This is a genomic window from Streptomyces sp. CNZ301, assembly GCF_004217425.1.
In genome coordinates, this window is sequence record NZ_SHLG01000001.1 from 2,166,672 (window position 1) to 2,191,568 (window position 24,897).

The following is a 24,897-nucleotide window of genomic DNA, read 5'->3' on the forward strand; positions in this document are numbered from 1 at the left end:
ACGCAAAGTTCCCGGATCCGAACCGCCCTGATTAAGCTGCGAATTCGCCTCTCGGAACGGCCCCGGCTCCAGCGGCCGGGACGGTCTCAGCCGGCGAGCGCCTTGCGCTGCGCACCGTCGAGCTGCGCGCACCCCTTGACGGAGAGGTCGAGCAGTCCGTCGAGCTGCTCACGAGCGAACGGCTCGCCCTCGGCGGTCCCTTGGACCTCGACGAACTTCCCGTCCCCGGTGCAGACGACGTTCATGTCGGTCTCCGCGCGCACGTCTTCCTCGTAGCACAGGTCGAGCAGCTGGTTCCCGTCGACGATGCCGACGCTGACGGCGGCGACGGTACCCGTGAGCGGCTGGGACTTGCTCTTGACGAGCCTCTTCTCCTGGGCCCAGGAGACGGCGTCGGCCAGTGCGACGTAGGCGCCCGTGATCGCGGCGGTGCGGGTGCCGCCGTCGGCCTGGAGAACGTCGCAGTCGAGGACCACGGTGTTCTCCCCGAGCGCCTTGTAGTCCACGACCGCGCGCAGCGAGCGCCCGATCAGGCGGGAGATCTCATGTGTGCGGCCGCCGATCTTGCCGCGTACGGACTCGCGGTCGCCGCGGGTGTTCGTGGAGCGCGGCAGCATCGCGTACTCGGCCGTGACCCAGCCCTGTCCGCTTCCCTTGCGCCAGCGCGGCACCCCCTCGGTGACGCTGGCGGTGCACAGCACCCGGGTGTCGCCGAAGCAGATCAGAACGGAACCCTCGGCGTGCTTGCTCCAGCCGCGGTCGATGGTGATGGGGCGCAACTGGTCAGCCGTGCGGCCGTCGATACGAGTCATGGTGCGAGCCTAAGCCCTCGCGCCTGAAGGCCCGTTCAGCCCTTTGCCCGTTCGCACTTCCCCGGGCCGGCGGCTCCGGCGGGCCGGAGAACCCGCGGCCCGCCGGTGCGGAGGCGGTGCGTCACATCATGTCCTCGATCTCGACGGCGATCGGATCGGCGTCGGTGCCGATGACGATCTGTATGGCCGACCCCATCTTCACGACTCCGTGCGCACCCGCGGCCCGCAGCGCCGCTTCGTCGACGAGCGCGGCGTCCGCGACCTCGGTGCGAAGACGAGTGATGCAGCCCTCGATCTCGGAGATGTTGTCGAGTCCGCCGAGCCCGGCGACGATCTTTTCGGCCTTGCTGCTCATGTCTTTCTCCTGCTCTCCGGCGCCGAGTCACGTGCCGAGCACGCACCCCGGCCGACCGAGGTCTACACCAGTATGGGCCAATCGTCGGCTCTCGCCTCCTGCGTCCGGGATGCCGGTGACACTCCCCGATTCCCCGGGTACATATGCGCCCTTAACGGAACAAGTTGCGCTTTCCGCGCTGCTGCACCCGTGCTACAAGAGGTCTACACCATTCACGGGGTCTGCTCCGCACGGTCCGACCTCCCGCAGACCACTGGAGGACGTTGATGACCACGGCTACCGAAGCCCGGACGACGGGCCGGGGCTCGGGTGCGATGGCTGTAGCCCAGCGCATCGGCCGCAGCCTCATGCTTCCGATCGCCACCCTGCCTGCCGCCGCACTGATGGTCCGGCTGGGCCAGCCCGACATGCTCGGCCGTCCGGGATTCCCGGACTCCCTCAACCGCATCGCCCAGTTCCTCGCCAGGGGCGGCGGCGCACTGATCGACAACATGCCGCTGCTGTTCGCCGTCGGCATCGCCGTGGGATTCGCCCGCAAGTCGGACGGGTCGACGGCTCTGGCGGCAGTCGTCGGCTACCTGGTCTTCAAGAACGTGCTGGGTGCCTTCAAGGACGGGAATCTGCCTCCGGTCGAGAAGGTCATCGACGGCAAGGTCGGCACGGCCGCACCGCCGGTGGACGCCGGTGTGCTGGGCGGCGTGGTCATGGGCATCGTCGTCGCCCTGCTCTACCAGCGCTACTACCGCAAGAAGCTCCCCGACTGGCTGGGCTTCTTCGGCGGCCGCCGTCTCGTGCCGATCCTCTCGGCCTTCGCCGGCCTCTTCATCGGCGTGATCTTCGGCTACATCTGGCCGGTGCTGGGCACGGGGCTGCACGACTTCGGCGCCTGGCTCGTCGGCTCGGGAGCCGCGGGAGCCGGTGTCTACGGCGTGGCCAACCGGGCCCTCATCCCGATCGGCATGCACCACCTGCTCAACTCCTTCCCGTGGTTCCAGGCCGGCTCGTACAAGGGGCAGCACGGTGACATCGCGCGCTTCCTCGCGGGCGACCCCAGCGCCGGCCAGTTCATGACGGGGTTCTTCCCGATCATGATGTTCGCCCTGCCCGCCGCGTGCCTCGCGATGTACCACTGCGCACGGCCCGAGCGGCGCAAGGTGATCGGCGGCCTGATGATCTCCCTCGCGCTTACCGCCTTCATCACAGGCGTGACGGAGCCCATCGAGTTCTCGTTCATGTTCATCGCGCCCGTGCTGTACGCGATCCACGCGGTACTGACCGGCATCTCCATGGCCCTGGTGTGGGCCCTGGGCATGAAGGACGGCTTCGGCTTCTCGGCCGGCGCGATCGACTTCATGCTGAACCTGGGCATCGCCACGAACCCGTGGGGCCTGGTGATCGTGGGCCTGGGCTTCGCGGTGGTCTACTACACCGTATTCCGCTTCGCGATCATCAAGTTCGACCTGCCCACGCCCGGCCGCGAGGCGCCCGAGCCGGAGGAGCAGGAGCGGCGGCAGGAGCCCGAGCCGGCGACGAACGAGGGCCGGATCCGCGGCGACGTACCGGTCGCGGTCGCGGAGACGACCACCGACAAGGCCATCGACAAACAGGAGCATCCCGTCTCCCTGGGCAAGGTCTCCCGGAACACGCTCGACGTCCCGGCCGCTCAGCCCGCCCGGCCCGCTCAGTCCCAGGAGGCCCGGCACGGCCGCGACGACGGGGACGAGGACCAGGACAGGAGCCGCGCCGAGATCTGACGCCGGAGGGCCAACCGGCCACTGACCACCGGTGACCGGCGAACGACAACCGAGCCGCACCCGCTGCCGACAGGCGGCGGGTGCGGTGCCGCGTGTGCCCGGCCGCGTATGCCCGGAGTCCGCAGGGCACGCGCCCCGTGCGGCGCCGCTACAGCTCGTAGACCGCGCCCGGCCTGGCCAGCTCGACGGGGCCGCCGAAGGCGTCCTTGGCGTCCCGGAGGTTGACCTTCGCGTCGGTCCACGGCGGTACGTGGGTGAGGACCAGTCGCTCCACGCCCGCGGACTGTGCGCACTCCCCCGCCTCGCGGCCGTTGAGATGCAGGTCGGGGATGGCCTCCTTGCCGTGCGTGAAGGACGCCTCACACAGGAAGATGTCCGCGCCGCGTGCCAGTTCCCGGAGCGGGCCGCAGGTCCCCGTGTCACCCGAGTAGACGAGCACCTTGCCGCTTTCCCGGTGGGTCACCCGGAACGCGTAGGACTCCACGGGGTGCCGGACCTCCTCCGTGCGGACGGTGAGGGGACCGAGGTCGAAGGAGCCTCCAGGCGTCAGCGTGCGGAAGTCGAATACCTCGCTCATGGCGGAGTCCGACGGTGTGTCACCGTACGCGACGGTCAGGCGCCGCTCGGTGTCCCGTGGACCGTAGACGGGGAGCGGCTCGCAACGTCCGCCCTCGTGACGGTAGTAACGCGCCACGAAGTAGCCGCACATGTCGATGCAGTGATCGGGGTGGAGGTGGCTCAGCGCGATGGCGTCCAGGTCGTAGAGACCGCTGTAGCGCTGGAGCTCGCCGAGCGCGCCGTTCCCCATGTCGAGAAGCAGCCGGTATCCCTCGGCCTCGACCAGATAACTCGAACAGGCCGACTCCGCTGAAGGGAACGACCCGGAGCAGCCGACGACGGTGAGCTTCATGAAAGCAGTGACCTCCGTTGGCGGCTGTGGGGTTTCCGAGCGTAAGCCGCACGGTGCCGCCTTTGGACTCAAGAGCGCGCTGGTGTGGGCGGAATCACCAGCGCGGGGTACGGTCGGCAATCTGTGCGGTGCTGGCGTGCGCGGTCCGGGAGGCGAGGCGGGCGTGGACACTTGGTGGTGGCTGGCGCTGGGTGCCGTCGTGGCCCTGTCACTTGTGGCGGCGCTGGTCGACGGCGGCGCGCGGCTCGCCCGTCCCGTCAGCCGTCTCCGCGGCGGCCGGAACCGGCGGAACGTCTCGCTGCCCGACAGGGGACCGCGTCCCGGGGAGATCTGGTGGACGCGCGAGCCGCTCCTCGTCCTGGTCCTTGCGGTACGCATCGACAGCGCCCGGGTCGCACGGATCAGTGCGGAACGGCCGTCCCGCGAGGGCGAGTACCGGCTGCCGGAGTCGTCCGGGGCGAAGCTGGCCCTGCCGCCGGGGACGGTCGCGGACGCCCCCGGCCGCGTGACCGCGCTGTGTACGGACGCCGACGCGGCATGGGACGTCGAGCTGAGCGAGTTCGGACGGCGTGCGGGTGAGGTCGACCAGGACACCTGGGTGCAGGTGCGTCACCTCGCCGGTGAGGGCTGACGCCCACGGCCGGAGCGGAACGGGCGCGGGTAGGGCCCCGAGGGCCGGAACCGCGCGAACACACGAGGCGTGCGGACCGCGCGGCGCGGCGGCCGCGGGCGGCCTCGCATCCGCGCGCCCGAGCGAATTCACCCCTCCCCCGCGGGAGTTGACCCGCGGTGAGGCCCGGCGACCGGCCTGCGCACGGGCCGCCCCAGGGGCCGCGAACAGCGCCGTCCTCCCTGGGCCTCCGGCCCGGGTGGTGCCCCACTCTCCGCCTTGCTCCCCCGGAGGCAGCCGGGGGAGAGGTGCTGTGCCGGGCGTCGCGAGCCGGTGAACCTTCCCGGCCGCGGCACTAGGCCCAGAGCTGGCCCTGGAGCGCCTCGACCGCCGCTTCGGTGGACTCCGCCGTGTAGATGCCCGTGGAGAGGTACTTCCAGCCTCCGTCGGCGACGACGAAAGCGATGTCGGCGCTCTCGCCCGCCCGTTGGGCCTTGCGCGCGACCCCGGCGGCGGCGTGCAGAGCGGCGCCCGAGGAGACACCCGCGAAGATGCCCTCCTCGGCGAGGAGTTCGCGCGTGCGCCGCACCGCGTCCTCGGAGCCGACGGAGAACCGCCCGGTGAGCACGGACTCGTCGTACAGCTCGGGCACGAAGCCCTCGTCCAGGTTGCGCAGGCCGTAGACCAGGTCGTCGTAGCGCGGTTCGGCGGCGATGATCTCCACGCCGGGGCGCTGTTCGCGCAGATAGCGGCCGGCGCCCATCAGCGTGCCGGTGGTGCCCAGGCCCGCCACGAAGTGGGTGATGGAGGGCAGGTCGGCGAGGATCTCGGGGCCGGTGGAGGCGTAGTGGGCCGCGGAGTTGGCGGGGTTGCCGTACTGGTAGAGCATCACCCAGTCCGGGTTCTGCTCAGCGAGTTCCTTGGCCACACGCACGGCGGTGTTCGAACCGCCTGCCGCCGGCGAGGAGATGATCTCGGCACCCCACATGCCGAGCAACTGGCGCCGCTCCTCACTGGTGTTCTCCGGCATCACGCACACGATGCGGTAGCCCTTGAGGCGAGCCGCCATCGCGAGCGAGATGCCGGTGTTGCCGGAGGTGGGCTCCAGGATGGTGCAGCCGGGCGTCAACCGGCCTTCCTTCTCGGCCTGTTCGACCATGTAGAGCGCCGGCCGGTCCTTCACGGAGCCCGTCGGGTTGCGGTCCTCCAGCTTCGCCCAGATGCGCACGTCCTCCGACGGCGAGAGCCGCGGGAGCCGTACGAGCGGGGTGTCGCCGACCGCGTCGACGGGGGAGTCGTAGCGCATCAGCGGGTTCCCATGCGCACGGGAGCACCCGATCCGCCCGCCACGGCGGGGAGGATCGTCACGTTGTCGCCGTTGCTGAGCTTCGTGCTGATGCCGTCGAGGAAGCGCACGTCCTCGTCGTTGAGGTAGACGTTCACGAAGCGGCGCAGTTCACCGCCGTCGACGAGGCGGCCCTGGATGCCCGCGTGGCGGCTCTCCAGGTCGTCGAAGAGCTCCTTGAGCGTGTCGCCCTCCCCCGTGACCGACTTCTCGCCGTCGGTGTAGGTACGGAGGATCGTCGGGATGCGGACCTCGATGGCCATGGAAGCTCCTGTGGATGGAGGGTGGGCAGAGCGGTCTGTGCGGGCGGTGCGGGAGCACCTCGGAGTACGGGAGGTGCGGCGGTGCCGGTCGCTGTCGTCCGTGCACGGCGGCCCGCTGCGGGCCGGGGGCCGGATCAGACGCGGACGTGCGCGCGGCGCCGGGTCGCCCCCAGCGCGCTGGCGAGACGGCACAGATCGACGTGCAGGCGCCCGACGAGCAGCGTGCTCCGGAGCGTCGAGGAAGCTCTCACGTCGTGGACAACCATGGGCTCATCGTAACGATTCCCGGTGCGGTGACCCGATCCCGGTTCCGTCATGTGGACGGAACCGTCTCATATGACGGCGATTTGCCCGTGACCTGCGGGAATCCACCTGCCCGGGGCGCCCTCACGGACTTCACTCGCGCCGCGCCCGCCCGTCCACGATCTCGACTTCCTCCTCGGTGACCTCGCCCTCCACGATGCGGAACGACCGGAAGGAGAAGGGGCCTTCGTCGTTGCCGCACTCGGCGGTGGAGACGAGAACGTAGTGGGCGCCGGGCTCGTTGGCGTAGCTGATGTCCGTGCGTGAGGGATACGCCTCGGTGGCGGTGTGCGAGTGGTAGATGACGACCGGCTCCTCGTCCCTGTCGTCCATCTCACGGTAGAGGCGCAGCACGTCGCCCGAGTCGAACTCGTAGAACGTCGGCGAACGGGCCGCGTTCAGCATCGGGATGAAGCGCTCCGGGCGGCCCTCCCCCGCGGGGCCCGCGATGACCCCGCACGCCTCGTCCGGGTGGTCCTTGCGGGCGTGAGCGACGATCTTGTCGTGCAGCTCCTGGGTGATGGTCAGCATGCCCGGAAGGATATGCGGGAGCCTCTCGCGCCCGGCCGGGGGCGTCGCACCGGGGACTTCGCGGGCCGTGCGCGGGGCCGATGCGAGGTCGTCCCGGGTCGCTTCGGGGGGTGCGGGGCCCGCGCGGGGCCGGTGTGGCCCGTACGAACGCCGGCCGGGCCCCGTGAACGACGCCGCGGCCGGCCGTCGTCCTTCCGAGAAGTCCGGCCGGACAGTCCCTACGGGAGCAGCGTCTCGACGAGCGTCTCCTGCAGCCCGCCCAGCCACAGATAGGCCATCACCATGGGCTTGCGGGGGTCCTCGTCGGGCAGCGTGTACAGCTCGTTGCCGTCCTCGTCGTCAGTGACCTCCAGGCGCGAGCCGATGGTCAGCCGCAGGTCGTTCAGAGTGCCCAGCCACTGCTTCGACTCCTCGGGCTTGAGCGTGAGCACCGCGCCCGCGCTGCCCTCCGAGCCCTGGGAGGACCTCCCAGGGGGAGGGTCGGGAGTGAGGGAGTCCAGGGCCCGCACCACGGCGAGCCCGTCCTCGCGCTTGCGGGCACGCAGGTCGTTCTCGGTGAAGCGGCGGAACTCGGCGGAGGCCCGGCGCTCCTCCGCGTCCTCCTCGCCGGGGGCCGAATCCGGACCGTCGCCGTACGCGTCGGGGAAGAGCCTGGCCAGTGCCGGATCGGAGGGCGGCTCGCTCGGCCCGTCGGCGAGGAGGGCGCTCAGCGGGTCGTCGGCACCGTCGGCGGGCTCCTCGCCCGGGCCGATCAGCTCCAGCAACTGGACGGCGAGGCTGCGCAGAATCGAGATCTCGACCTCGTCGAGGGCGATGGCGGCGCCTCCGTCACCGGTCGCCTCGAAGTGGCCCGCCATCAGCGGTCCTGCTGGAGGGTCGCCCAGAGTCCGTAGCCGTGCATCGCCTGCACGTCGCGCTCCATCTCCTCGCGGCTGCCGGTCGAGACCACAGCCCGGCCCTTGTGGTGGACGTCCATCATCAGCTTCTTCGCCTTGTCCTTGGGATAGCCGAAGTAGCTCTGGAAGACGTAGGTCACGTAGCTCATGAGGTTGACCGGGTCGTTGTGCACGATCGTCGCCCACGGCACGTCGGGTTCGGGCACCTCGAGGGGCGCCTCGGCCGACTCGGGGCGTTCGATCTCGGTGGGGGCAACACTCACGGGTCCCATGCTGCCACTCAGAGGTGCCGGGTGACCAAACGGCCAAACCGATATCGTCAGACTGACGAAATGTGTTGTACGCTCAGTTCTTGCCCCGCCCCTCCCCCAGGGGCTCGCCGAAGCGAGGAGTCAGGAGCAGTGAACATGGCAGACAGGGGACTGCCGGTGGCCGTGCCGTCGACGGCGCTCTTCACCGATCAGTACGAACTCACCATGCTCCAGGCCGCGCTGCGCGCCGGAACGGCCGAACGGCGTTGCGTCTTCGAGGTGTTCGCGCGGCGGCTGCCCGAGGGCCGCAGGTACGGCGTCGTCGCAGGAACCGGCCGCGTGCTGGACGCCGTCGAGAACTTCCGCTTCGACGACCAGGTTCTCGGCTACCTGCGCGAGTGCCGCACAGTCGACGAACCCACCCTCGAATGGCTGGCCGGATACCGCTTCAGCGGGGACATCCTCGGATACCCCGAGGGCGAGGTGTACTTCCCCGGCTCACCCGTGATGCGGGTCGAGGGCAGCTTCGCGGAGAGCGTGCTGCTGGAGACGGTGATCCTCTCGATCCTCAACCACGACTCGGCGGTCGCCGCCGCCGCCTCCCGCATGGCCGTCGCCGCAGGCGGGCGTCCGTTGATGGAGATGGGCGCACGGCGCACCCACGAGCTGTCGGCCGTGGCCGCCTCCCGCGCCGCCTACCTCGGCGGCTTCGCCTCCACCTCGAACCTCGCGGCGGGCTTCCGCTATGCCATCCCCACCGTCGGGACGAGCGCACACTCCTTCACGCTCCTGCACGACAGCGAGCGCGACGCCTTCACCGCGCAGGTCGACTCGCTCGGCAGCGGCACGACCCTGCTCGTCGACACCTACGACGTCGCGGAAGCCGTGCGCAGCGCCGTCGAGATCGCCGGGCCCGGGCTGGGCGCGGTCAGGATCGACTCCGGCGACCTGCTGCTGCTCGCCCACCGGGTGCGCCACCAGCTGGACGAGCTGGGCGCGACGGGCACCAGGATCGTGGTCACCAGCGACCTGGACGAGTACGCCATCGCCTCGCTCGCCGCGGCACCGGTAGACGCCTACGGGGTCGGCACCCAGCTGGTGACCGGCAGCGGTCACCCGACCTGCGCGATGGTCTACAAACTGGTCGCGCGCGCCGCGTCCGACGAACCGGACGCGCCGATGCTCCCCGTGGCGAAGAAGTCGATGGGCGGCAAGAGTTCGGCGGGGGGAGCGAAATGGGCGGCGCGCCGGCCCGACGAGAACGGCGTCGCGGCGGCGGAGGTCGTCGGCACCGGCCCGGTCCCCGGGGATCTGCGGGAGCATCAGCTCCAGGTGCGGCTCGTACGCGGCGGCACGACCGTCGCCCGCGAACCGCTGGACAACGCACGGGAGCGGCACACCCGTGCTCTCGCCGGCCTGCCGATGTCCGCCATGCAACTCTCACGCGGCGAGCCGGTGTTGCCGACAGAGGCCGTGTGACAGGTCTGCGTGGGACCTCCCACGGAGGCGGCGGATTCTCTAGGGTCGTGCCGACGCCCCGCCCCCCATTCCCCGAAAGGCATCTCCAATGCACCGGGCACTGATCGTCGTAGACGTGCAGAACGACTTCTGTGAAGGGGGAAGCCTCGGGGTCAACGGCGGGTCGGACGTCGCCGCCGCCATCACCGACCTCGTGGGCGACGCCTCCGCCGGATACAGCCATGTGGTCGCCACCCGTGATCACCACATCGAGCCGGGCGGCCACTTCGCCGACAACCCCGACTTCGAGCACTCCTGGCCGCCGCACTGCGTCGCCGGCACCGAAGGCATCGGATTCCATCCGAACTTCGCACCCGCCGTCGCCGCCGGCGCGATCGAGGCGGTCTTCAGCAAGGGCTCGTACTCGGCCGCCTACAGCGGCTTCGAGGGCGCCGACGAGAACGGCACGCCGCTGAAGGAGTGGCTCCAAAGGCGGAACGTGGACCAGGTCGACGTGGTCGGCATCGCCACCGACCACTGTGTCCGCGCGACCGCGCTCGACGCGGCCTCCGCCGGCTTCCGCACCCAGGTCCTGCTGAACCTCACCGCCGGCGTCGCGCCCGCCACCACGCAGAACGCGCTCGACGAGATGCGCGACGCGGGGATCCGGCTGTCGGGCACACCGGTCCTGCGGGAGGCCTGAGCGCCGCTCCGCGGAGCGGAGGCCCCCAGGGCCTGTCCGGCGGCCTACCCCGTGCGCACCCGGTCCGAGGGCCGCAGCAGGGACTCGATCGGGTGCCACGACTCACGGTCGTCGCCCGGCGTCGTGCGCCACACCAGCCCGTCGGGGTGGTGCAGCACGGCCGTGATCTCGTCGGCTGTCGGCGGCTCCGCGTTGCCCCGCAGGTAGACCGCCCGCATGCCCAGGTTCCGCAGCCTGGTCAGGGCGCGGGCGCGGTTGACGGAGTGGACGAGGACGCGCACGCGCGGCTCGTCGCCGTGCCGCCCGGCCGAGACGGCACGCACCGTGTGCGCCTCGTCGGCATGGGCGGACCAGCGCCGCCGCTCCGGCATGAGGCCGTCGTACGGGCCGCCGCCGCGGCCCTGCCGCTCGGGACCCGGCTGCCGGCCTACTGCCGCCGCCTCCGGGCCCGCGTCGGAGTCTGCCCCCGTGGTCGGCTCCGCGTGCCTGGCTGCACGCTGGGCCGGGACCGGAATCGTGAGCGCGACGATCACGCTCCCGTCCGGCAGCTGGACGAATCCGCCTCCAGCCATGATCAAAAACACCCCCGCGAGAACTGTTCCGGTGGGCCTCCGCAGAGGCCCGTCACAGGCATCTAAACGCGATCGGCCGCCGCCCGCCAGGGGGGCAACGGCCGATCATGTTTTGACCTGCAACGATGCAAATTAATTTGTGGAAGGTCTCACCTGGACGGTGATCGTCTCACCGGAACGGGGTTGCTTCACGACCATGATCCGGGTGTTGGTGTCCGGCACCTTGACCCCTTGCGTGGGGTTCGATTCGTACCAGTACGTCCCCTTGTGATCGTCGAAGACGCGAACGCCCTTCTTCGACTTGATCTTGACGGCCTTGCCGTCGTTGTGAAGAGTGATCCCCTTTGTCGCATACTTTCCGAAGGTCGAATCGTATGCCTGCATGCGGTTGCGCAGGGGCTTGCCGTCCGACCACTTCTCCGGTTTCGCGTGCGCGTCGACCGGCAGGATCAGACCCGTGCCGGGGTGCGCCGAGACGTTGTTGTCCAGCTGAGAGGTGTCCCAGAGCCAGACGAGCAGCCCCTTCTCATACGCGTAGCGCTCGACCCAGTCGGGCCGCGTCGAGACCCAACCGAAGTTGTACGGGCCGTAGTTGAGCGACTTGTCGTAGGAGACGTGGTTGCGGTTCTCGGCGATGTAGAACTGCGCGTAGGGCTTCGTGAAGGACTCCCCGATGCGCGAGAACCCCTTCGTCGCCCAGCCGTTGTCGTCGTCGCCCTCGGCGCCGTCCTCGAAGATCTTCTCGCCGTCCGCGGTGATGCTCAGAGCGTCCGCCGCGAACCCCTTCTGGGCGACTCCACCGTCCGTCAGATAACGGAAGCGAACATCAATCTTCTTACCCGCGAAGTCGTCGAGGGGGTAGGAGAGATCGCGGTACGACTCCGACACACCGTGCAGCGCCGGCTGGTCGCTGCCGTCGCGCGGGATGGGCTCGCCGTCGGCCGTCCCGTCGATCGGCGTCCAGCTCTCGCCGCCGTCCTCGGAGACCTCGGTGTAGAGGTAGTCGTAGTTCTCCTCGATGTCCCACCAGCCCTGAAGGTCCAGCGACGCCTCGGACTTGCCCGTCAGATCGACGCTGCGGGAGAGGGTGTTGCGCAGATCGTCACCACTGCCGCTCCACCACTGCTTCTCGCCCTCGGCCGGCTTGGTGATCGTCGTCGTGACGTCCTTCTCGGGCAGTTCGACGATGAGCGCCTGCTTGTTCTTCGTCTGGTACGAGTGCGTGCCCAGCTTGTGCTGCGACTTGGTGGCCGCCTTGGCCTTGTCGTAGTCCAGCCAGCCGAGTTGGAGCTTGTCCCACGCGTTCATGTCGCCGGCCGAGTCGCCGATGGCGTCCTTGCCCTTGTTGAGCCAGGAGCCCACGGACATGATCGACCAGAAGCCGACGGAGTTCTCTCCGCCCTGGGTGTCGTAGTGGTCCGGCAGACCCAGGTCGTGGCCGTACTCGTGGACGAAGACACCGAGTCCGCCGTTCTCCGGCTGCGCGGTGTAGTCGCCGACCCAGACGCCGCTGTCGCCGATCTGGGTGCCGCCGGCCTTGTTCTCCTCCGGGCCGGTCTTGCCCGCGTCGCTGCCGTACGCGTACCAGCGGTGCGCCCAGATGGCGTCCTCGCCCTGGGCTCCGCCGCCGGCCGACTCGTCCTCACCGGCGTGCACGAACTGGAAGTGGTCGATGTAGCCGTCGGACTCGTTGAAGTTGCCGTCCTCGTCGAAGTCGTAGCGGTCCCACTTGTCGTACTCCGCCACCTGCGCCGCGATCTCCGCGTCGCTCTTGCCGGCTGCCTTCTGGTCCTCCACCCACTTCTCGACGCCGTCCCGGATCGCGTCCCACACGGTCGGGCAGTTGCTGTCGCCGCAGTAGTTGGAGCCGTAACGCGCCTCGTTGTAGTCGACCTTGACCCAGTCGGAGACGGTGCCCTCGACGGAGTAGCGACCGGAGGACTGCTTCTCGTAGTAGCTCCTGACCGAGTCCTCGGTCTTGTCGGAGAAGTACGTCTTCTGGAAGTGCTCCCTGTTGAAGTCCTTCTTCCAGAAGGTGGAGTTGTCCTTCTTGCGGTCGGGCGCGGGGATCTTGTTGTGCAGAGGGCCCGGGTCGCCGCCGTACTTGTCGTCGATCTTGTCGCCGAACTCGACGAGGATGGTGAAGATCTTGTCCGTCTTCTCGCGCGCCAGCTCCACGTACTTGCCGTCGTCGAGCTTGACGACCTCGGAGCCCTTGCGCTGGACGGTCTTGGCGTCACCCTGTGCCAGCTTCTGCAGCGCCGCCTGACGCTGCTGGTTCTGCTCCTTGTCGAACGGGCCCTTGAGGTTGTCCTTGCTGTGCCCGTCCTGGCTCCCCCCGGGCGCCCCGGGCTGTGCTGCCGCGGACTGCGGTGCCGGATGTGCCGCCGGCGCCGGTATCTGCTGAGCCTGCGCCGCACTTGCGGGTATCAGTGCGGTGGCGCCGAGGGCCGCGACGGCTGTTGTCAGCGCGGCCACTCTGGATCTTTTGGATCTCCGTCTGCCGTTCACCTCTGAGGTGCCCTCCCCTGTGGAGTGTCATGGGACAGGAGGTATTGGACAGCAGAGGGGAGAGAAAAGACAGACCCTGATGCGTACATTCGTGCTGGGCACGCAAGCTTCCACGGCTGTCCGCCAATTGGGACGATCAGAGGTCGTGCGACCGTGCGCCCCCTGTGCGACTTCGACGTGGGTCAGGTCACGCTTACCGTGGTGTTCGTCCGGGAATCCCGGACCGTAGAGTCGTTCGACGGGCACCGCGTGCCTCCGTGCGGCTAGACCGACGGCCCCTCCCGACACGTCTTCTGAGGACGGATCACGCCATGCCGCGTCCGACCCCCGCACAGCTCGCATACGGTTCGGTCACCGTCGTCTGCTCGACCCTCGCGATGCTCCTGCTCTCCCGGACCCAGTCAGGGCCGGGAGTCGCACTGATCGCGGTCGTCGCACTGGCGGTCGGTGTACTGGTGGCACTCACAACTCCGGGAGTGCAGACGGTCCGTCGAGTGCGTACACGCTCACAGGCACGCGCGGTCGCGCTGCGGGCCCGGACCTCCTCGCCCTCCCGCGTCCACGCGCGGCACGACGCCGCCGCGGCGCGGGCCGCGAGGCGGGTGGCGGAGCCCTCCCTGCGTTCCTGACCGGGCAGCCGGACGTCGGTGTTCCCGGCCGGGCAGCCGGCGACCGCCCGGCCGCCGTCCGCGGCACGCAGCGCACGGCCCGTCGTTCCGCGGTTCACGCGGGCCGATCGGCGTCCACCACCACGGTCTTGGCCGCCTTGTCGTGCAGGCACTGCCGGTACGGCTTGTCCCACGTGCAGAACAGCACGTTCACGAGCCAGAAGATGAAGCCGATGCAGGGCACCAGCGGCGGCACGTGGTAGACCGCCGAACGGAGCCACCCCGGCACTCCGCTCGGCACCGTTCCGTCGGCGAGCACGGCGACCCTGATCCCCATCACCTTCTTGCCCAGCGTCTGCCCGGAGTGAGTGAGCATCAGCCCCTCGTAGACCAGATAGACGACTGTGTAGACGAGTTGCTGGCTCGCCGTACGACCGCTGTCGTCCGCGTTCCACCACCCTTGCGCCAATCCCATGACGACGAAGACCGGAATGCCGACGATGAGCGCGTCGATGATCCGCGCGAGAAGCCGCCTGCCGCGGGACGCCAGGGGCGCCATGCCCTCCAGGGGGTCGGCTGCTCCCGTCATGTCGCCGTACGGGTTGGAGGTGTAGGGACCTCCGCCGTACGGGCCTCCCGTGCCGCCTCCGTACGGGCCTCCCCCGGGGCCCTCGCCGCCGCCGGGCGGCGGGGGCGGACTGCCGTACGGATCCGCCGAATCGCCGTACCGGGGCGGCTCCTGCCCTTCCCCGGAGGGCTCCTGCTTGCGGAACGGGTCGTTGCCGGGCTGATCCGTACTCATGCGCCGAGTGGACCGCGCCCCGCTCCGCCTCGCACCCGGCGGGGCGTCATCGGAGTGACCGGCGCGACGACCGGGCGGGCACGGCGCACCGCCGGTCCGCGCCCGTGCCTCCTCGGCGGTCGGTCTGGTTCAGAGACGGATCTCGCTCAGGGACGGACCCCGCTCAGAGACGGATCTCGCCCGAGTCCTTGGAGACGAAGGTGCCCGCCAGCTTGTCGTGCCAGCACTGACGCCAGGGACGGTCGAAGAGGCACCACAGAACGTTGAGAACGCCGATCACCAGGAGCGACAGCACGCCGTACGTCAGCCAGCGCGTCAGGGCGCTGCCGAAGCCCGGCTTGTCCTGCTGCTCCATCGTCAGCACCCTCAGCCCGAACAGCTTCTTGCCCAGGGTCCGGCCCCATCGCCCCGTCGGAAGCACCTCGTACAGCAGGCCGAACAGGAGCAGAGCACCGAGGACCAGGGCGAGATAACCGCCGGTCGTGCCGTCGATCAGCCATACCGTTCTGGTCTCGCCCGCGTCCCGGACCGCCTGGATCTTCGCCTCGACATGGTCCACGGACGGGCCGATGAAGGGGAACGCGACGGCGGTTGCCACCGCCCCGGTGAGCAGGCCGTCGACCACGCGGGCGCCCAAGCGCTTGCCCAGGGCCGCGGGACGCGCCTCCCGCTGCGCCTGCGCGAAGGGGTCGGCGGCCGGAGGACGCCAGGCCATCGCGGCCTCGGCACCCGGAGCGGCCTGCGCGTCGGGGCTGCCGCCGGGGGCGCCGCCGGCCAGGTCGTGCACTTGCTGGGCCCAGGACGGCTGCGCGGGTGCGGGCGCGGCGCCCTGATGCGGCGCGCCCTGATGCGGCGCGCCCTGATGCGGCGCGCCCTGATGCGGCGCGCCCTGATGCGGCACGGCCGGAGGGGCCTGGGGTGCCGCGCCGGGGGCGGGCGACTGCGGCTGCGCAGGCGAGCCCTGACCGGGAACGGAGGGAGACTGCGGCGCGGCCGGGGAGGCCGGCTCGGCCGGGGAATACGGCGTCTGTCCGCCGCCGCCCGTGCCGTACTGCTGCACGTCCGCGCGGCGCAGCCCGACGGTGTGCTCGGGCACCTGCGCTCCGGCGGCGTAGCTGCCGGAACCGCGCGCCTCCTGCGCCTCCTGCCTGAACGCCTCGGGGCTCATCGCCCGCATCTGGAAGGTGCCGTCCCGGGGAGGCGACCCCGCGGCGTCCCCGCCGGTGGCGGGGGGCACGGGGGCACTGGGCGAAGCGGAAGATCCGGGGGCGGCGGCCGCGCCGCTGTCCGTGGGCCCCTCCGGGCCCGTTTCACCAGCGGGCCTTCCCCAGCCGCCGCGCGGGTCGGCGGCGGCGTCCGCGGGGGCTGCCGTTCCCTCGCCGCCCTCACTGCGGCCCCACGAGATGCGCTCGTCGCTCCGGCCCGCGAAGCCGCCCTGCCGAGCGGCGTCGGCCTGCCACGCCGACGCCGGTTCCGGGCGCTGCCCGTGGAGCCGGCTCGGATCGTCCCAGTCGATGGCCCCCGGGGCTGCGACCTCGCCGCGCGGGCGCACCTCGGGCAGATGCGAATCGTCGCCGGGGCGGGCGGCGGGCAGCTGCGACTCCGGGCCGGCACCAACGTCCGTCGCCTCGTCGAGGAAGACGGGGCCGGTCTCCTCCGCCGGCGCCGGCTCCTCCCGGGTGGGCGGGGCGACCGCCGACGACGCGGCGGCGGACGACGGCGGCGTGGGCATCGCCTCGCCCTCCTCGGGCTCGGGCCGGCTGGTGCCGGGCACCCACGAGGAGCCGTTCCAGTAGCGGATGTAGCCGGGGATGGACGGATCCGGATAGAAGCCGGGGGCAGGGCTTCCGCCGGCGGATCCTGAGAGGGGCGCGCTCATAGTGTCCAGGTCCCGTATCTGTTTCGACTGTTGTGTCGTCTTGTGACGTACGCACTCCGCGGTTGACCCGCGCGGCGCAACCGAGAAGCGTAGTGTCCACATCTACCAGACAGGGCCGACAACTTGCCCACCCGTGCTGGACGCACCTGCCCACTCTGAGGAGAGAATGACGCGAACACGCGTAACCGGCCACGGCCTGGGCCCTCTTCAGTGCACGCCAAGACAGGCAGCGCGACTGATCACAGGATCACGAAAGGGCGGTCCGATGAACCTCGTCGTCGAATGCGAGCTCGAGATCAGGCTTGTGCTCTCGCCCGAGCACAGCCTTCCCGTACAGGCGCGTCTGACCTACCTCGCGGAGGACCCCTACGCCGCGCACATCGCCTTCCACGTGGGCGCGGGTGCGCCCGTCACCTGGACGTTCGCGAGGGAACTGCTCGTCGAGGGCGTCTTCCGCCCGTGCGGAGAGGGGGACGTGCGGGTGTGGCCCGCGAAGGTTCAGGGGCGTGACGTGATCTGTATGGCGCTCTCCTCCCCCGACGGCGACGCCCTGCTGGAGACACCGTCCGGGGTCGTGTCCGGCTGGCTGGAGCGCACGCTGCGCGCCGTGCCGGCGGGCAGCGAGAGCGAAGTGCTGGGCGTGGACGCCGGGTTGGCCGAACTCTTGCGGGCGGGGCACGGCGACGGGGTGTGCCTGACCGACCAGTCACCGTCCGACGAGGCAGGCGACGCCGAGATGTGAGGGTGATTTTCCCTCAGACTTTCACTCGATCCGACGAATGTGCGTCGAGCCTGAACATCCCTCGCGCGGTGGGGAGTTCGACGGATCACCTCGTCGCCCGACCGGTCCGTCGGCCGGGAGCGCCGGCCGCCGCACGCCCGGTCGGTCCGGCAGGCGCACGGCCGGTCGGTCCGGACCGTTCGCCCCTGCCCGTCCTCCTCCGTCCCGTACGCCCGTTCCGTGACGGGGCGTCTCAGAAAAGCTTGCCGGGGTTCAGCAGGCCCAGCGGGTCGAGGACCTGCTTGATGCCGCGCTGCATCTCCAGCCCCACCGGGCCGAGTTCGCGCGCCAGCCACTCCTTCTTGAGGACGCCCACGCCGTGTTCGCCGGTGATGGTGCCGCCCAGCTCCAGGCCGAGCGCCATGATGGCGTCGAACGCCTCGTGCGCGCGGCGCGTCTCGTCCTCGTCGTCAGGGTCGAAGCAGACGGTCGGGTGGGTGTTGCCGTCCCCCGCGTGCGCGCAGACGCCGATCGTCAGCCCGTACTTCTCGCTGATGGCGGCGGTGCCGTCCAGCATGTCGGCCAGCTTCGTCCGGGGCACGCAGACGTCGTCGATCAGCGTCGTGCCCGGGAGGGCCTCCAGTGCCCAGTGCACGCTGCGCCGCGCCTGGAGGAGCAGCTCCGACTCGGCGGGGGTCTCCGCCGGTACGACCTGGCTCGCGTCGGCGGCCTCACACAGCTCGCCCACCGCTGCGAGGTCGGCGGCCGGGTCGTCCGTGTCGAACGCGACGAACAGCAGTGCCTCGGTCGACTCCGGAAGTCCCATGTCCTTCAGGGCGTTGACCGCCCGCAGCGTCGTGCGGTCCATCAGTTCCATCAGCGACGGGACGTGACCGCGCTCCATGATCCGGCCGACGGCGTCGCCCGCCGCGGCGGCGGAGGGGAACTCGGCGGCCAGCGCGAGCTGTTGAGGCGGCTGCGGCTTGAGTGCCAGCACGGCACGCACGACGACGCCGAGACTGCCCTCGGAGCCGACGAACAGCCGCGTCATGTCGTAGCCGGCGACGCCCTTCGCCGTGCGGCGCCCCGTCGACATCAGGCGTCCGTCGGCCAGGACGACGTCAAGGCCGAGGACGTACTCCGCCGTCACCCCGTACTTCACGCAGCACAGGCCGCCGGCTGCCGTGCCGATGTTGCCGCCGATCGTGCACTGCTCCCAGCTGCTGGGGTCCGGCGGGTAGTGCAGGCCGTGCTCGTTGACGGCGCGGGAGAGGGCGGCGTTGACGACGCCGGGCTCCACGACCGCGATGCGGTCGACCGGGTTGATCTCCAGGATGCGGTCCATGCGTATCAGGGACAGCACGATGCAGCCGTCGGAGGCGTTGGCCGCGCCCGACAGGCCGGTCCGGGCGCCCTGCGGCACGACGGGGACGCGCAGGGCGGTCGCCGTGCGCATCACGTGCTGCACCTCTTCGACGGTGCGGGGCAGCACGACGGCGGCCGGTGTGCCCGCTTCGCAGAAGTCGGCCATGTCACGGGAGTAGGAAGCGGTGACGTCGGGGTCGGTGACCACGGCGTCTCCGGGCAGGCCGTCCCTCAGCCGCTGGATCAACTCGCTCATCGACTCAGCGTCGCACCTGCCCGCACCGTCGGGAAGGCCGGGCTTCCGGAACAGGCGCGACGGCCGCGCGTGCGGCCCCGTCAGCAGCGGATGCGCGCGCCGTCGGGACGTCGGGACGTCGGGACGTCGGGACGCGGAGGGTGCCCGTCCCGGCGCGCGTCCCGGCAACCGGGGCCGCGCACCGGGCCGCAGGCGTACCGTCAGAGGTTGCCGCGCCGCTCCTGCTCGCGCTCGATCGCCTCGAAGAGGGCCTTGAAGTTGCCCTTGCCGAAGCCCATGGAGCCGTGCCGCTCGATCATCTCGAAGAAGACGGTCGGACGGTCCTGGACCGGCTTGGTGAAGATCTGCAGCAGATAGCCGTCCTCGTCGCGGTCGGCGAGGATCTTCAGCTCGCGCAGCGTCTCCAGCGGCACCCGCGTCTCGCCGACCCACTCGCCGAGGGTGTCGTAGTAGGAGTCCGGGGTGTCCAGGAACTGCACGCCCGCGGCCCGCATCGCCCGTACCGTCGCGACGATGTCGTTCGTGGCGAGCGCGATGTGCTGGACGCCGGCGCCGCCGTAGAACTCCAGGTACTCGTCGATCTGCGACTTCTTCTTGGCCACCGCGGGCTCGTTGAGCGGGAACTTCACCTTCCGGTGGCCGTCGGCGACGACCTTCGACATCAGGGCGCTGTACTCGGTCGCGATGTCGTCGCCCACGAACTCCTTCATGTTCGTGAAGCCCATGACCTTGTTGTAGAAGGCCACCCACTCGTTCATCCTGCCGAGTTCGACGTTGCCCACGCAGTGGTCGATGGCCTGGAAGTTCCGCTTGCCCGGCTCGACGACGGGCTCGGCGGCCACGTACCCGGGCAGATAGGCGCCGGAGTAGCCGGAGCGCTCGACGAGGGTGTGCCGGGTCTTGCCGTAGGTGGCGATGGCCGCCAGCACGACGGTGCCGTTCTCGTCCTTCTGCTCGTGGGGTTCGACGATGCCGGTGGCGCCCTGGGCGACCGCGTACTCGTACGCGGCGCGCGCGTCCGGCACCTCGATGGCCAGGTCGATGACCCCGTCGCCGTGCGCCGCGACGTGGTCCGTCAGGAAGCGGCCCCAGTCGGTGACGGGCTTGACGACGGAGGTGAGGACGAAGCGGGCGCCGCCCGATTCGAGGACGTAACTGGCGGTCTCGCGGCTGCCGTTCTCCGGTCCGGAGTAGGCGACGAGCTTCATGCCGAACGCCGTCGAGTAGTAGTGGGCCGCCTGCTTGGCGTTGCCGACGGCGAAGACGACCGCGTCCATCCCCTTCACCGGGAAGGGATCGGCCTGCCTGGCAGTGTCGGGGGCTGCGTGGGTGGTCTCAGTCATGCCTCAAGGCTCCCCCCGTTCCACAAGGTGCGCAATACTTCTCGTATTCACTGGACATCTTGAACAGCATGACCGCCCTGATGGCGGACGATCTGTACAAGATGCTCAGAAGTCTTGCTACTGAGAGGGAGCCCGTGGGTATCGACCGGCTCGACGGACGACTGCTCGAACTGCTCGCGGCGGAGCCCAGGATCGGCGTACTGGAGGCATCCCGGCGGCTCGGCGTCGCCCGCGGCACCGTGCAGGCCCGGATGGAACGCCTCCAGGCCACGGGAGTGATCCGCGGCTTCGGCCCCGACGTGGACCCGGCGGCGATCGGCTACCCCGTCACCGCCTTCGCCACCCTGGAGATCAAACAGGGCCAGGGCGCCGACGTACGGGCCCACTTGGACTCCGTACCGGAAGTGCTGGAGCTGCATACGACGACGGGGCACGGGGATATGCTCTGCCGCCTCGTCGCACGGTCCAACGCGGACCTGCAGCGGGTGATCGACCGCGTGGTGGGCTTCGAGGGCATCGTGCGGGCCTCGACGGCCATCGTCATGGAGAACCCGGTGCGGCTGCGGATCGTGCCTCTGGTCCGTCAGGCGGCAGACGGAGACGGAGCGCCGGTGACGTGAGGAACCCGTGATCGGTGCGTCATTCCGGCGTCGCCGGGCAGAAGAGGTCGCGGCACGACAGGGCAAGCCCGCACGTGAGCGGCGGGCAGGAACGGACGGAGCGGCTTTGAAGAGGCGAGGGACGCCGGAATGAGCTTCTGGGAGTATCTCGGCAACCGGCACATCCAGTTGCTCGCGGATTCGTTCCAGCACGCGAGCGCCGTGTTCCAGTGCATCGTGGTCGCGACCCTCCTGGGGGTCGCGATCGGTGTGCTGACCTACCGCAGCGAGTGGGCCGGCGACGTGGCCACCACCACCGGGTCCACGATCCTGACGGTGCCGTCGCTGGCGCTGATCGGTCTGCTGATCCCCCTCGTCGGGCTCGGGGTGGCGCCCACCGTGACCGCGCTGACGCTGTACGGGCTGCTGCCCATCGTCCGCAACACGATCGTCGGGCTCCGCGGCGTCGACCCCGCGCTGGTCGACGCGGCACGCGGCATCGGAATGTCACGCACGAGGCAGCTGCTGAGGGTCGAACTGCCGCTCGCCTGGCCGCCGATCCTCACCGGCATCCGCGTCTCCACGCAGATGCTCATGGGCATCGCTGCGATCGCCGCCTTCGCCTCCGGCCCCGGTCTGGGCAACACCATCTTCCGCGGCGTGGCCTCTCTCGGCAGCGCCAACGCCCTCAACCAAGTGCTCGCCGGGACTCTCGGCATCGTCGTGCTCGCCCTGCTCTTCGACGGCGCGTACGTCGTCGTCGGACGACTGACCACCCCGAGGGGGATACGTGCCTGAGACATCCGCAGCATCCGGCTCCGGGACCACACCGCGGACGGACGGAAGCAGCGGGGCGGACCCGCAGGCCGGCGTCGCCCCGCAGCCGGGCGCACCGGCCGCCGCTTCCGCCGCCAGCGGCGCGACCATCCGCCTCGAGGGCCTCACCAAGCGCTACTCCGGCTCGTCGGTGCCCGCCGTGGACGACGTCAGCCTGGAGATCAAGGCCGGTGAGACCGTCGTCCTGGTCGGCCCCTCCGGGTGCGGCAAGTCCACGCTGCTGAAGATGATCAACCGGCTGATCGAGCCCACCTCGGGCCGCATCCGCATCGACGACGAGGACGTCACCGGCATCGACGCGGTGAAGCTCCGCCGCAAGATCGGCTACGCGATCCAGTCGTCCGGTCTCTTCCCTCACATGACGGTCGCGCAGAACATCGCCCAGGTGCCGAAGATGGCCGGCTGGCCCAAGGCGAAGGTCACCGCGCGCGTCGAGGAGATGCTCGACCTCGTCGGGCTCGACGCCGCCGAGTTCCGGGGCCGCTACCCGCGCATGCTCTCCGGAGGACAGCAGCAACGCGTCGGCGTCGCCCGGGCGTTGGCCGCCGACCCGCCCGTGCTGCTGATGGACGAGCCCTTCGGGGCCGTCGACCCCATAACCCGCGACCATCTGCAGGACGAACTGATCCGTCTCCAGCACGAGTTGCGCAAGACCATCGTCTTCGTCACCCACGACTTCGACGAGGCCATCAAGCTCGGCGACCGCATCGTCGTACTGCGGGAACAGTCGCACATCGCCCAGTTCGACACCCCGGAAGCCATCCTCACCAACCCCGCCGACGACTTCGTCTCCGGCTTCGTCGGCGCCGGCGCGGCACTCAAGAGGCTCAACCTCACCCGCGTACGCGACGTGGAGATCGTCGACTTCCCCACCGCCACCGTCGAGGAGCCCCTGGAGGCGATCTCGGAGATGCTCGGCGCCGGCACGACGAACGAGGTGCTGCTCCTCGACCCCAAGCAGCGCCCGTACAAGTGGCTGCGGCGCGGCGACCTCACCCACGCCAAGGGCTCGCTGGCCCGGGCGGGCACGCTCGTGAACGACACCGTCACCCGCGACGCGACGCTGCGCGACGCGCTGGAGGCGGTGCTCACCGACAGCGGCGGCCGCGTCGCGGTCACCGGCCGGCGCGGCGAGTACACCGGGGTCGTCGACCTGGAGACGCTGATGAACTGCGTGCACGAACTCCTCGACGCAGACCGGCTGGAGGCCATCGAGCACCGCCACAGCCTGAGCGAGACGCAGGCCAAGCGCACGTACGCTGCGCAGGAAGGCCTCACGTCGTGAGCGGAACGACCAACGGAACGACCGACGGCACGGCCGACGGCGCGGCCCGCGCGGCGGCCACCGGAGCCGACCAGCCGCACACGGCCGCCCCTCAGGACCGACCCGCGGACCAGGACCAACAGGCCGCGCCCGGCGAGGAGTCGGCACCCGCGCCGGCCGCGCACGGCGGGGAACGGCTCCGCGACAGGCTCACCTGGCAGAAGCTGACGATCCTGCCCGGCGTGCTCGCCATAGTGCTGCTGGGCACCTGGCTGTGGTTCCGCGGCGCCGAACTCGACACGATCGCCCGCAACTCCCTCACCGGCGGGAATGTCACCCTCCGCCTGCGCCAGCACATCGAGATGACCGTCATCTCCACGTTCTTCGTGCTGATCATCGCCATACCGCTGGGTATCGCCCTGACCCGTAAGAAGCTGCGCAAGGCCACACCCGTCGCCATGGCGGCCGCGAACCTGGGCCAGGCCGTCCCCTCCCTCGGGCTGCTGGTGCTGCTGGTGTTCTGGCTCAACATCGGCCAGACCACCGCCGTCGTCGGCATGGTCGTCTACGCGGTGCTGCCGGTGCTGGCCAACACCATCACCGGGCTGCGCAACATCGACCCCGCACTGACGGAGGCCGCCAAGGGCATCGGGATGTCGCCGCTGGGGGTGCTGACGAAGGTCGAACTGCCCCTGGCCGTACCGCTGATCCTCGCCGGCGTGCGCAACGCCCTCGTCCTCAACGTCGGCACGGCCACGCTCGCCACCTTCATCGGCGGCGGCGGACTCGGCGACCTGATCTCCTCCGGCATCACCAACCAGCGGATGCCGGTGCTGATGCTCGGCTCGGTGCTCACCGTCGCACTGGCGCTGCTGGTCGACTGGCTCGCCTCACTCGTCGAACTGCTGCTGCGCCCGCGCGGCTTGGAGGGATCGTCCTGATGCGCACCCCGCGCGCCTCACGCGCCCCGCGCCCGCTGCGCACGCTCGCCGCCGGCCTGACGGCGCTCGCCCTCACCGGCACGCTCGGCGGCTGCGGCCTCGTCAGCGGCAGCCCGATGACCGACAAGGTCCGGCCCGGCGAAGTGGGAGGCGGCCGGCCCCTCGAAGGGGCACAACTGACCGTCACCTCCAAGGAGTTCACCGAACAGATCATCCTCGGCAAGATCATGGGGCTGATCTTCCGAGCCGCCGGCGCCGACGTCGTCGACCGCACCGCGGTCCAAGGCTCCATCGGCGCACGCTCGGCCGTCGAGACGGGCACCGCCGACGGCATGTACGAGTACACCGGCACGTCATGGATCACCTACCTCGGCCACACCAAGCCCGTGCCGGACCCCGTCGAGCAGTGGGAGGCCGTACGCAAGGAGGACCGGGCCAAAGGCGTCGAATGGCTGGAACCCTCCACCCTCGACAACACATACGCCCTCGTCGTCAGCGACAAGCTCCAGAAGCGGTACGGCACCAAGACGCTCTCGGACGTCGCCGAACTGTCCCGCAAGAACCCCGACGCGGCCAGCATCTGCGTCGAGAACGAGTTCGCCTCCCGGCAGGACGGGCTGAAGGGCATGGCGAAGAAGTACGGCATGCGCTTCCCCGCCGGGCAGGTGCACAAGATGGCCGGCGGCGTCGTCTACACGCAGACCGCCCACGGCAAACCGTGCGTCTTCGGTGCCATCGCCGCGACCGACGGCCGCATCCCCGCACTGAAGCTGAAGATCCTCGAGGACGACAGGAAGTTCTTCCCGAACTACAACGTCGCGCCCGAGATGAACAGCGAGACGATGAAGAAGTACCCGGAGATCGCCGGGCTGCTCGCCCCCGTCACCAAGGCGCTGAACAACAAGACGGCGCAGAAACTGAACGCCAAGGTGGACGTGGACGGCCAGGACCCCCACGACGTCGCCAAGGACTGGCTCGTACGGAAGGGCTTCATCAGGACGGGCTGAA

At 70.2% G+C, this 24,897-nt stretch carries 25 protein-coding genes and 1 pseudogene; 11 read left to right on the forward strand and 15 right to left on the reverse strand.

Translation table 11 applies throughout. The features are described from left to right. Positions 1-86: 86 nt before the first annotated feature. Positions 87-812, reverse strand: coding sequence for a ribonuclease PH (gene rph / locus EV375_RS09325; protein WP_130299032.1), 726 nt, complete (start codon positions 810-812; stop codon positions 87-89). A 121-nt stretch (positions 813-933) separates the two neighbouring features. After that, positions 934-1,167, reverse strand: coding sequence for a PTS sugar transporter subunit IIB (locus EV375_RS09330; RefSeq protein WP_055485160.1), 234 nt, complete (start codon positions 1,165-1,167; stop codon positions 934-936). 266 nt (positions 1,168-1,433) lie between these two features. Here EV375_RS09330 and EV375_RS09335 point away from each other — a divergent pair. Further along, positions 1,434-2,684, forward strand: a pseudogene (locus EV375_RS09335) (PTS transporter subunit EIIC); the annotation flags it as partial. 385 nt (positions 2,685-3,069) lie between these two features. Here the strand turns inward: EV375_RS09335 and EV375_RS09340 are convergent. Continuing rightward, on the reverse strand, positions 3,070-3,831 hold the full coding sequence (locus tag EV375_RS09340) for an MBL fold metallo-hydrolase (protein ID WP_130299033.1): 762 nt from the start codon (positions 3,829-3,831) through the stop codon (positions 3,070-3,072). A 163-nt stretch (positions 3,832-3,994) separates the two neighbouring features. Here EV375_RS09340 and EV375_RS09345 point away from each other — a divergent pair, with 163 nt between their 5' ends. Beyond that, complete coding sequence (locus tag EV375_RS09345; RefSeq protein WP_130299034.1) at positions 3,995-4,462, forward strand: type II toxin-antitoxin system PemK/MazF family toxin; 468 nt, start codon at positions 3,995-3,997, stop codon at positions 4,460-4,462. Between the two features lie 334 nt (positions 4,463-4,796). Here the strand turns inward: EV375_RS09345 and EV375_RS09350 are convergent, their stop codons facing one another. The 6 genes from EV375_RS09350 to clpS all read right to left on the reverse strand — a co-directional run bounded on the left by EV375_RS09350 (position 4,797) and on the right by clpS (position 8,051). Then, on the reverse strand, positions 4,797-5,747 hold the full coding sequence (locus EV375_RS09350) for a PLP-dependent cysteine synthase family protein (protein ID WP_055485163.1): 951 nt from the start codon (positions 5,745-5,747) through the stop codon (positions 4,797-4,799). Then, positions 5,747-6,049, reverse strand: coding sequence for a MoaD/ThiS family protein (locus tag EV375_RS09355; protein WP_130299035.1), 303 nt, complete (start codon positions 6,047-6,049; stop codon positions 5,747-5,749). The genes EV375_RS09350 and EV375_RS09355 overlap by 1 nt, the downstream gene beginning before the upstream one ends. Before the next feature lie 134 nt (positions 6,050-6,183). After that, a complete protein-coding gene (locus EV375_RS09360) occupies positions 6,184-6,315 on the reverse strand; it encodes a putative leader peptide (RefSeq protein ID WP_343070883.1) in 132 nt (43 codons plus the stop codon). Between the two features lie 130 nt (positions 6,316-6,445). Beyond that, positions 6,446-6,883 carry a M67 family metallopeptidase gene (locus EV375_RS09365; protein WP_130299037.1) on the reverse strand — a complete coding sequence of 146 codons (438 nt, stop codon included), beginning with the start codon at positions 6,881-6,883 and terminating at the stop codon, positions 6,446-6,448. 218 nt (positions 6,884-7,101) lie between these two features. Next, complete coding sequence (locus EV375_RS09370) at positions 7,102-7,740, reverse strand: DUF2017 domain-containing protein (protein ID WP_130299038.1); 639 nt, start codon at positions 7,738-7,740, stop codon at positions 7,102-7,104. After that, positions 7,740-8,051 (reverse strand): ATP-dependent Clp protease adapter ClpS, encoded by a 312-nt coding sequence (gene clpS / locus EV375_RS09375; RefSeq protein ID WP_055485168.1) that lies wholly within the window; start codon positions 8,049-8,051, stop codon positions 7,740-7,742. The genes EV375_RS09370 and clpS overlap by 1 nt, the downstream gene beginning before the upstream one ends. Positions 8,052-8,180: 129 nt before the next feature. On the opposite strand from clpS, the gene EV375_RS09380 reads away from it, so the two are divergent. Continuing rightward, the gene (locus EV375_RS09380) at positions 8,181-9,509 is read left to right on the forward strand and encodes a nicotinate phosphoribosyltransferase (protein WP_130299039.1); all 1,329 of its coding nucleotides are present in this window, start codon (positions 8,181-8,183) and stop codon (positions 9,507-9,509) included. Between the two features lie 88 nt (positions 9,510-9,597). Then, positions 9,598-10,191, forward strand: coding sequence for a nicotinamidase (locus tag EV375_RS09385; RefSeq protein ID WP_130299040.1), 594 nt, complete (start codon positions 9,598-9,600; stop codon positions 10,189-10,191). Positions 10,192-10,235: 44 nt separating this feature from the next. Here EV375_RS09385 and EV375_RS09390 read toward each other — a convergent pair whose 3' ends face one another. Both EV375_RS09390 and EV375_RS09395 read right to left on the reverse strand, forming a co-directional pair. Continuing rightward, positions 10,236-10,562, reverse strand: a complete 327-nt coding sequence (locus tag EV375_RS09390) for a hypothetical protein (protein WP_130301723.1) — start codon at positions 10,560-10,562, stop codon at positions 10,236-10,238. 333 nt (positions 10,563-10,895) lie between these two features. After that, on the reverse strand, positions 10,896-13,274 hold the full coding sequence (locus tag EV375_RS09395; RefSeq protein ID WP_130299041.1) for an immune inhibitor A domain-containing protein: 2,379 nt from the start codon (positions 13,272-13,274) through the stop codon (positions 10,896-10,898). A gap of 311 nt (positions 13,275-13,585) precedes the next feature. Here EV375_RS09395 and EV375_RS09400 point away from each other — a divergent pair, with 311 nt between their 5' ends. Continuing rightward, complete coding sequence (locus EV375_RS09400; protein ID WP_130299042.1) at positions 13,586-13,903, forward strand: hypothetical protein; 318 nt, start codon at positions 13,586-13,588, stop codon at positions 13,901-13,903. Positions 13,904-13,997: 94 nt separating this feature from the next. Here EV375_RS09400 and EV375_RS09405 read toward each other — a convergent pair whose 3' ends face one another. After that, on the reverse strand, positions 13,998-14,684 hold the full coding sequence (locus EV375_RS09405; RefSeq protein ID WP_130299043.1) for an RDD family protein: 687 nt from the start codon (positions 14,682-14,684) through the stop codon (positions 13,998-14,000). Between the two features lie 163 nt (positions 14,685-14,847). Further along, positions 14,848-16,563 (reverse strand): RDD family protein, encoded by a 1,716-nt coding sequence (locus EV375_RS09410; RefSeq protein WP_130299044.1) that lies wholly within the window; start codon positions 16,561-16,563, stop codon positions 14,848-14,850. A gap of 265 nt (positions 16,564-16,828) precedes the next feature. Between EV375_RS09410 and EV375_RS09415 the strand changes: the two genes are divergently transcribed. Beyond that, positions 16,829-17,305 carry an SsgA family sporulation/cell division regulator gene (locus EV375_RS09415; protein ID WP_130299045.1) on the forward strand — a complete coding sequence of 159 codons (477 nt, stop codon included), beginning with the start codon at positions 16,829-16,831 and terminating at the stop codon, positions 17,303-17,305. Between the two features lie 232 nt (positions 17,306-17,537). On the opposite strand, the gene EV375_RS09420 is transcribed toward EV375_RS09415, so the two are convergent. Beyond that, a complete protein-coding gene (locus EV375_RS09420; protein WP_130299046.1) occupies positions 17,538-18,905 on the reverse strand; it encodes an FAD-linked oxidase C-terminal domain-containing protein in 1,368 nt (455 codons plus the stop codon). A 200-nt stretch (positions 18,906-19,105) separates the two neighbouring features. Continuing rightward, positions 19,106-20,248 (reverse strand): 4-hydroxyphenylpyruvate dioxygenase, encoded by a 1,143-nt coding sequence (hppD, locus tag EV375_RS09425; RefSeq protein WP_130299047.1) that lies wholly within the window; start codon positions 20,246-20,248, stop codon positions 19,106-19,108. 134 nt (positions 20,249-20,382) lie between these two features. Between hppD and EV375_RS09430 the strand changes: the two genes are divergently transcribed. The 5 genes from EV375_RS09430 to EV375_RS09450 all read left to right on the forward strand — a co-directional run bounded on the left by EV375_RS09430 (position 20,383) and on the right by EV375_RS09450 (position 24,896). Next, positions 20,383-20,868, forward strand: coding sequence for an Lrp/AsnC family transcriptional regulator (locus EV375_RS09430; protein ID WP_130301724.1), 486 nt, complete (start codon positions 20,383-20,385; stop codon positions 20,866-20,868). 129 nt (positions 20,869-20,997) lie between these two features. Beyond that, the gene (locus tag EV375_RS09435) at positions 20,998-21,645 is read left to right on the forward strand and encodes an ABC transporter permease (protein ID WP_130299048.1); all 648 of its coding nucleotides are present in this window, start codon (positions 20,998-21,000) and stop codon (positions 21,643-21,645) included. After that, entirely contained in the window at positions 21,638-22,969 is a 1,332-nt protein-coding gene (locus EV375_RS09440) for a betaine/proline/choline family ABC transporter ATP-binding protein (protein ID WP_130299049.1), read from the forward strand. Before EV375_RS09435 ends, EV375_RS09440 begins: the two co-directional genes overlap by 8 nt. After that, the gene (locus tag EV375_RS09445; protein ID WP_130299050.1) at positions 22,966-23,889 is read left to right on the forward strand and encodes an ABC transporter permease; all 924 of its coding nucleotides are present in this window, start codon (positions 22,966-22,968) and stop codon (positions 23,887-23,889) included. Before EV375_RS09440 ends, EV375_RS09445 begins: the two co-directional genes overlap by 4 nt. Then, positions 23,889-24,896 carry a glycine betaine ABC transporter substrate-binding protein gene (locus EV375_RS09450; RefSeq protein ID WP_130299051.1) on the forward strand — a complete coding sequence of 336 codons (1,008 nt, stop codon included), beginning with the start codon at positions 23,889-23,891 and terminating at the stop codon, positions 24,894-24,896. The genes EV375_RS09445 and EV375_RS09450 overlap by 1 nt, the downstream gene beginning before the upstream one ends. The last annotated feature ends 1 nt before the right edge of the window (position 24,897 follow it).

Bases quoted from the DNA above. Each gene is read 5' to 3' on its own strand.
- rph (WP_130299032.1), bottom strand. From the start codon at position 812: ATGACTCGTATCGACGGCCGCACGGCTGACCAGTTGCGCCCCATCACC.
- EV375_RS09330 (WP_055485160.1), bottom strand. From the start codon at position 1,167: ATGAGCAGCAAGGCCGAAAAGATCGTCGCCGGGCTCGGCGGACTCGAC.
- EV375_RS09340 (WP_130299033.1), bottom strand. From the start codon at position 3,831: ATGAAGCTCACCGTCGTCGGCTGCTCCGGGTCGTTCCCTTCAGCGGAG.
- EV375_RS09350 (WP_055485163.1), bottom strand. From the start codon at position 5,747: ATGCGCTACGACTCCCCCGTCGACGCGGTCGGCGACACCCCGCTCGTA.
- EV375_RS09355 (WP_130299035.1), bottom strand. From the start codon at position 6,049: ATGGCCATCGAGGTCCGCATCCCGACGATCCTCCGTACCTACACCGAC.
- EV375_RS09360 (WP_343070883.1), bottom strand. From the start codon at position 6,315: ATGGTTGTCCACGACGTGAGAGCTTCCTCGACGCTCCGGAGCACGCTG.
- EV375_RS09365 (WP_130299037.1), bottom strand. From the start codon at position 6,883: ATGCTGACCATCACCCAGGAGCTGCACGACAAGATCGTCGCTCACGCC.
- EV375_RS09370 (WP_130299038.1), bottom strand. From the start codon at position 7,740: ATGGCGGGCCACTTCGAGGCGACCGGTGACGGAGGCGCCGCCATCGCC.
- clpS (WP_055485168.1), bottom strand. From the start codon at position 8,051: ATGGGACCCGTGAGTGTTGCCCCCACCGAGATCGAACGCCCCGAGTCG.
- EV375_RS09385 (WP_130299040.1), top strand. From the start codon at position 9,598: ATGCACCGGGCACTGATCGTCGTAGACGTGCAGAACGACTTCTGTGAA.
- EV375_RS09390 (WP_130301723.1), bottom strand. From the start codon at position 10,562: ATGCCGGAGCGGCGGCGCTGGTCCGCCCATGCCGACGAGGCGCACACG.
- EV375_RS09400 (WP_130299042.1), top strand. From the start codon at position 13,586: ATGCCGCGTCCGACCCCCGCACAGCTCGCATACGGTTCGGTCACCGTC.
- EV375_RS09405 (WP_130299043.1), bottom strand. From the start codon at position 14,684: ATGAGTACGGATCAGCCCGGCAACGACCCGTTCCGCAAGCAGGAGCCC.
- EV375_RS09410 (WP_130299044.1), bottom strand. From the start codon at position 16,563: ATGAGCGCGCCCCTCTCAGGATCCGCCGGCGGAAGCCCTGCCCCCGGC.
- EV375_RS09415 (WP_130299045.1), top strand. From the start codon at position 16,829: ATGAACCTCGTCGTCGAATGCGAGCTCGAGATCAGGCTTGTGCTCTCG.
- EV375_RS09420 (WP_130299046.1), bottom strand. From the start codon at position 18,905: ATGAGCGAGTTGATCCAGCGGCTGAGGGACGGCCTGCCCGGAGACGCC.
- hppD (WP_130299047.1), bottom strand. From the start codon at position 20,248: ATGACTGAGACCACCCACGCAGCCCCCGACACTGCCAGGCAGGCCGAT.
- EV375_RS09435 (WP_130299048.1), top strand. From the start codon at position 20,998: ATGAGCTTCTGGGAGTATCTCGGCAACCGGCACATCCAGTTGCTCGCG.
- EV375_RS09450 (WP_130299051.1), top strand. From the start codon at position 23,889: ATGCGCACCCCGCGCGCCTCACGCGCCCCGCGCCCGCTGCGCACGCTC.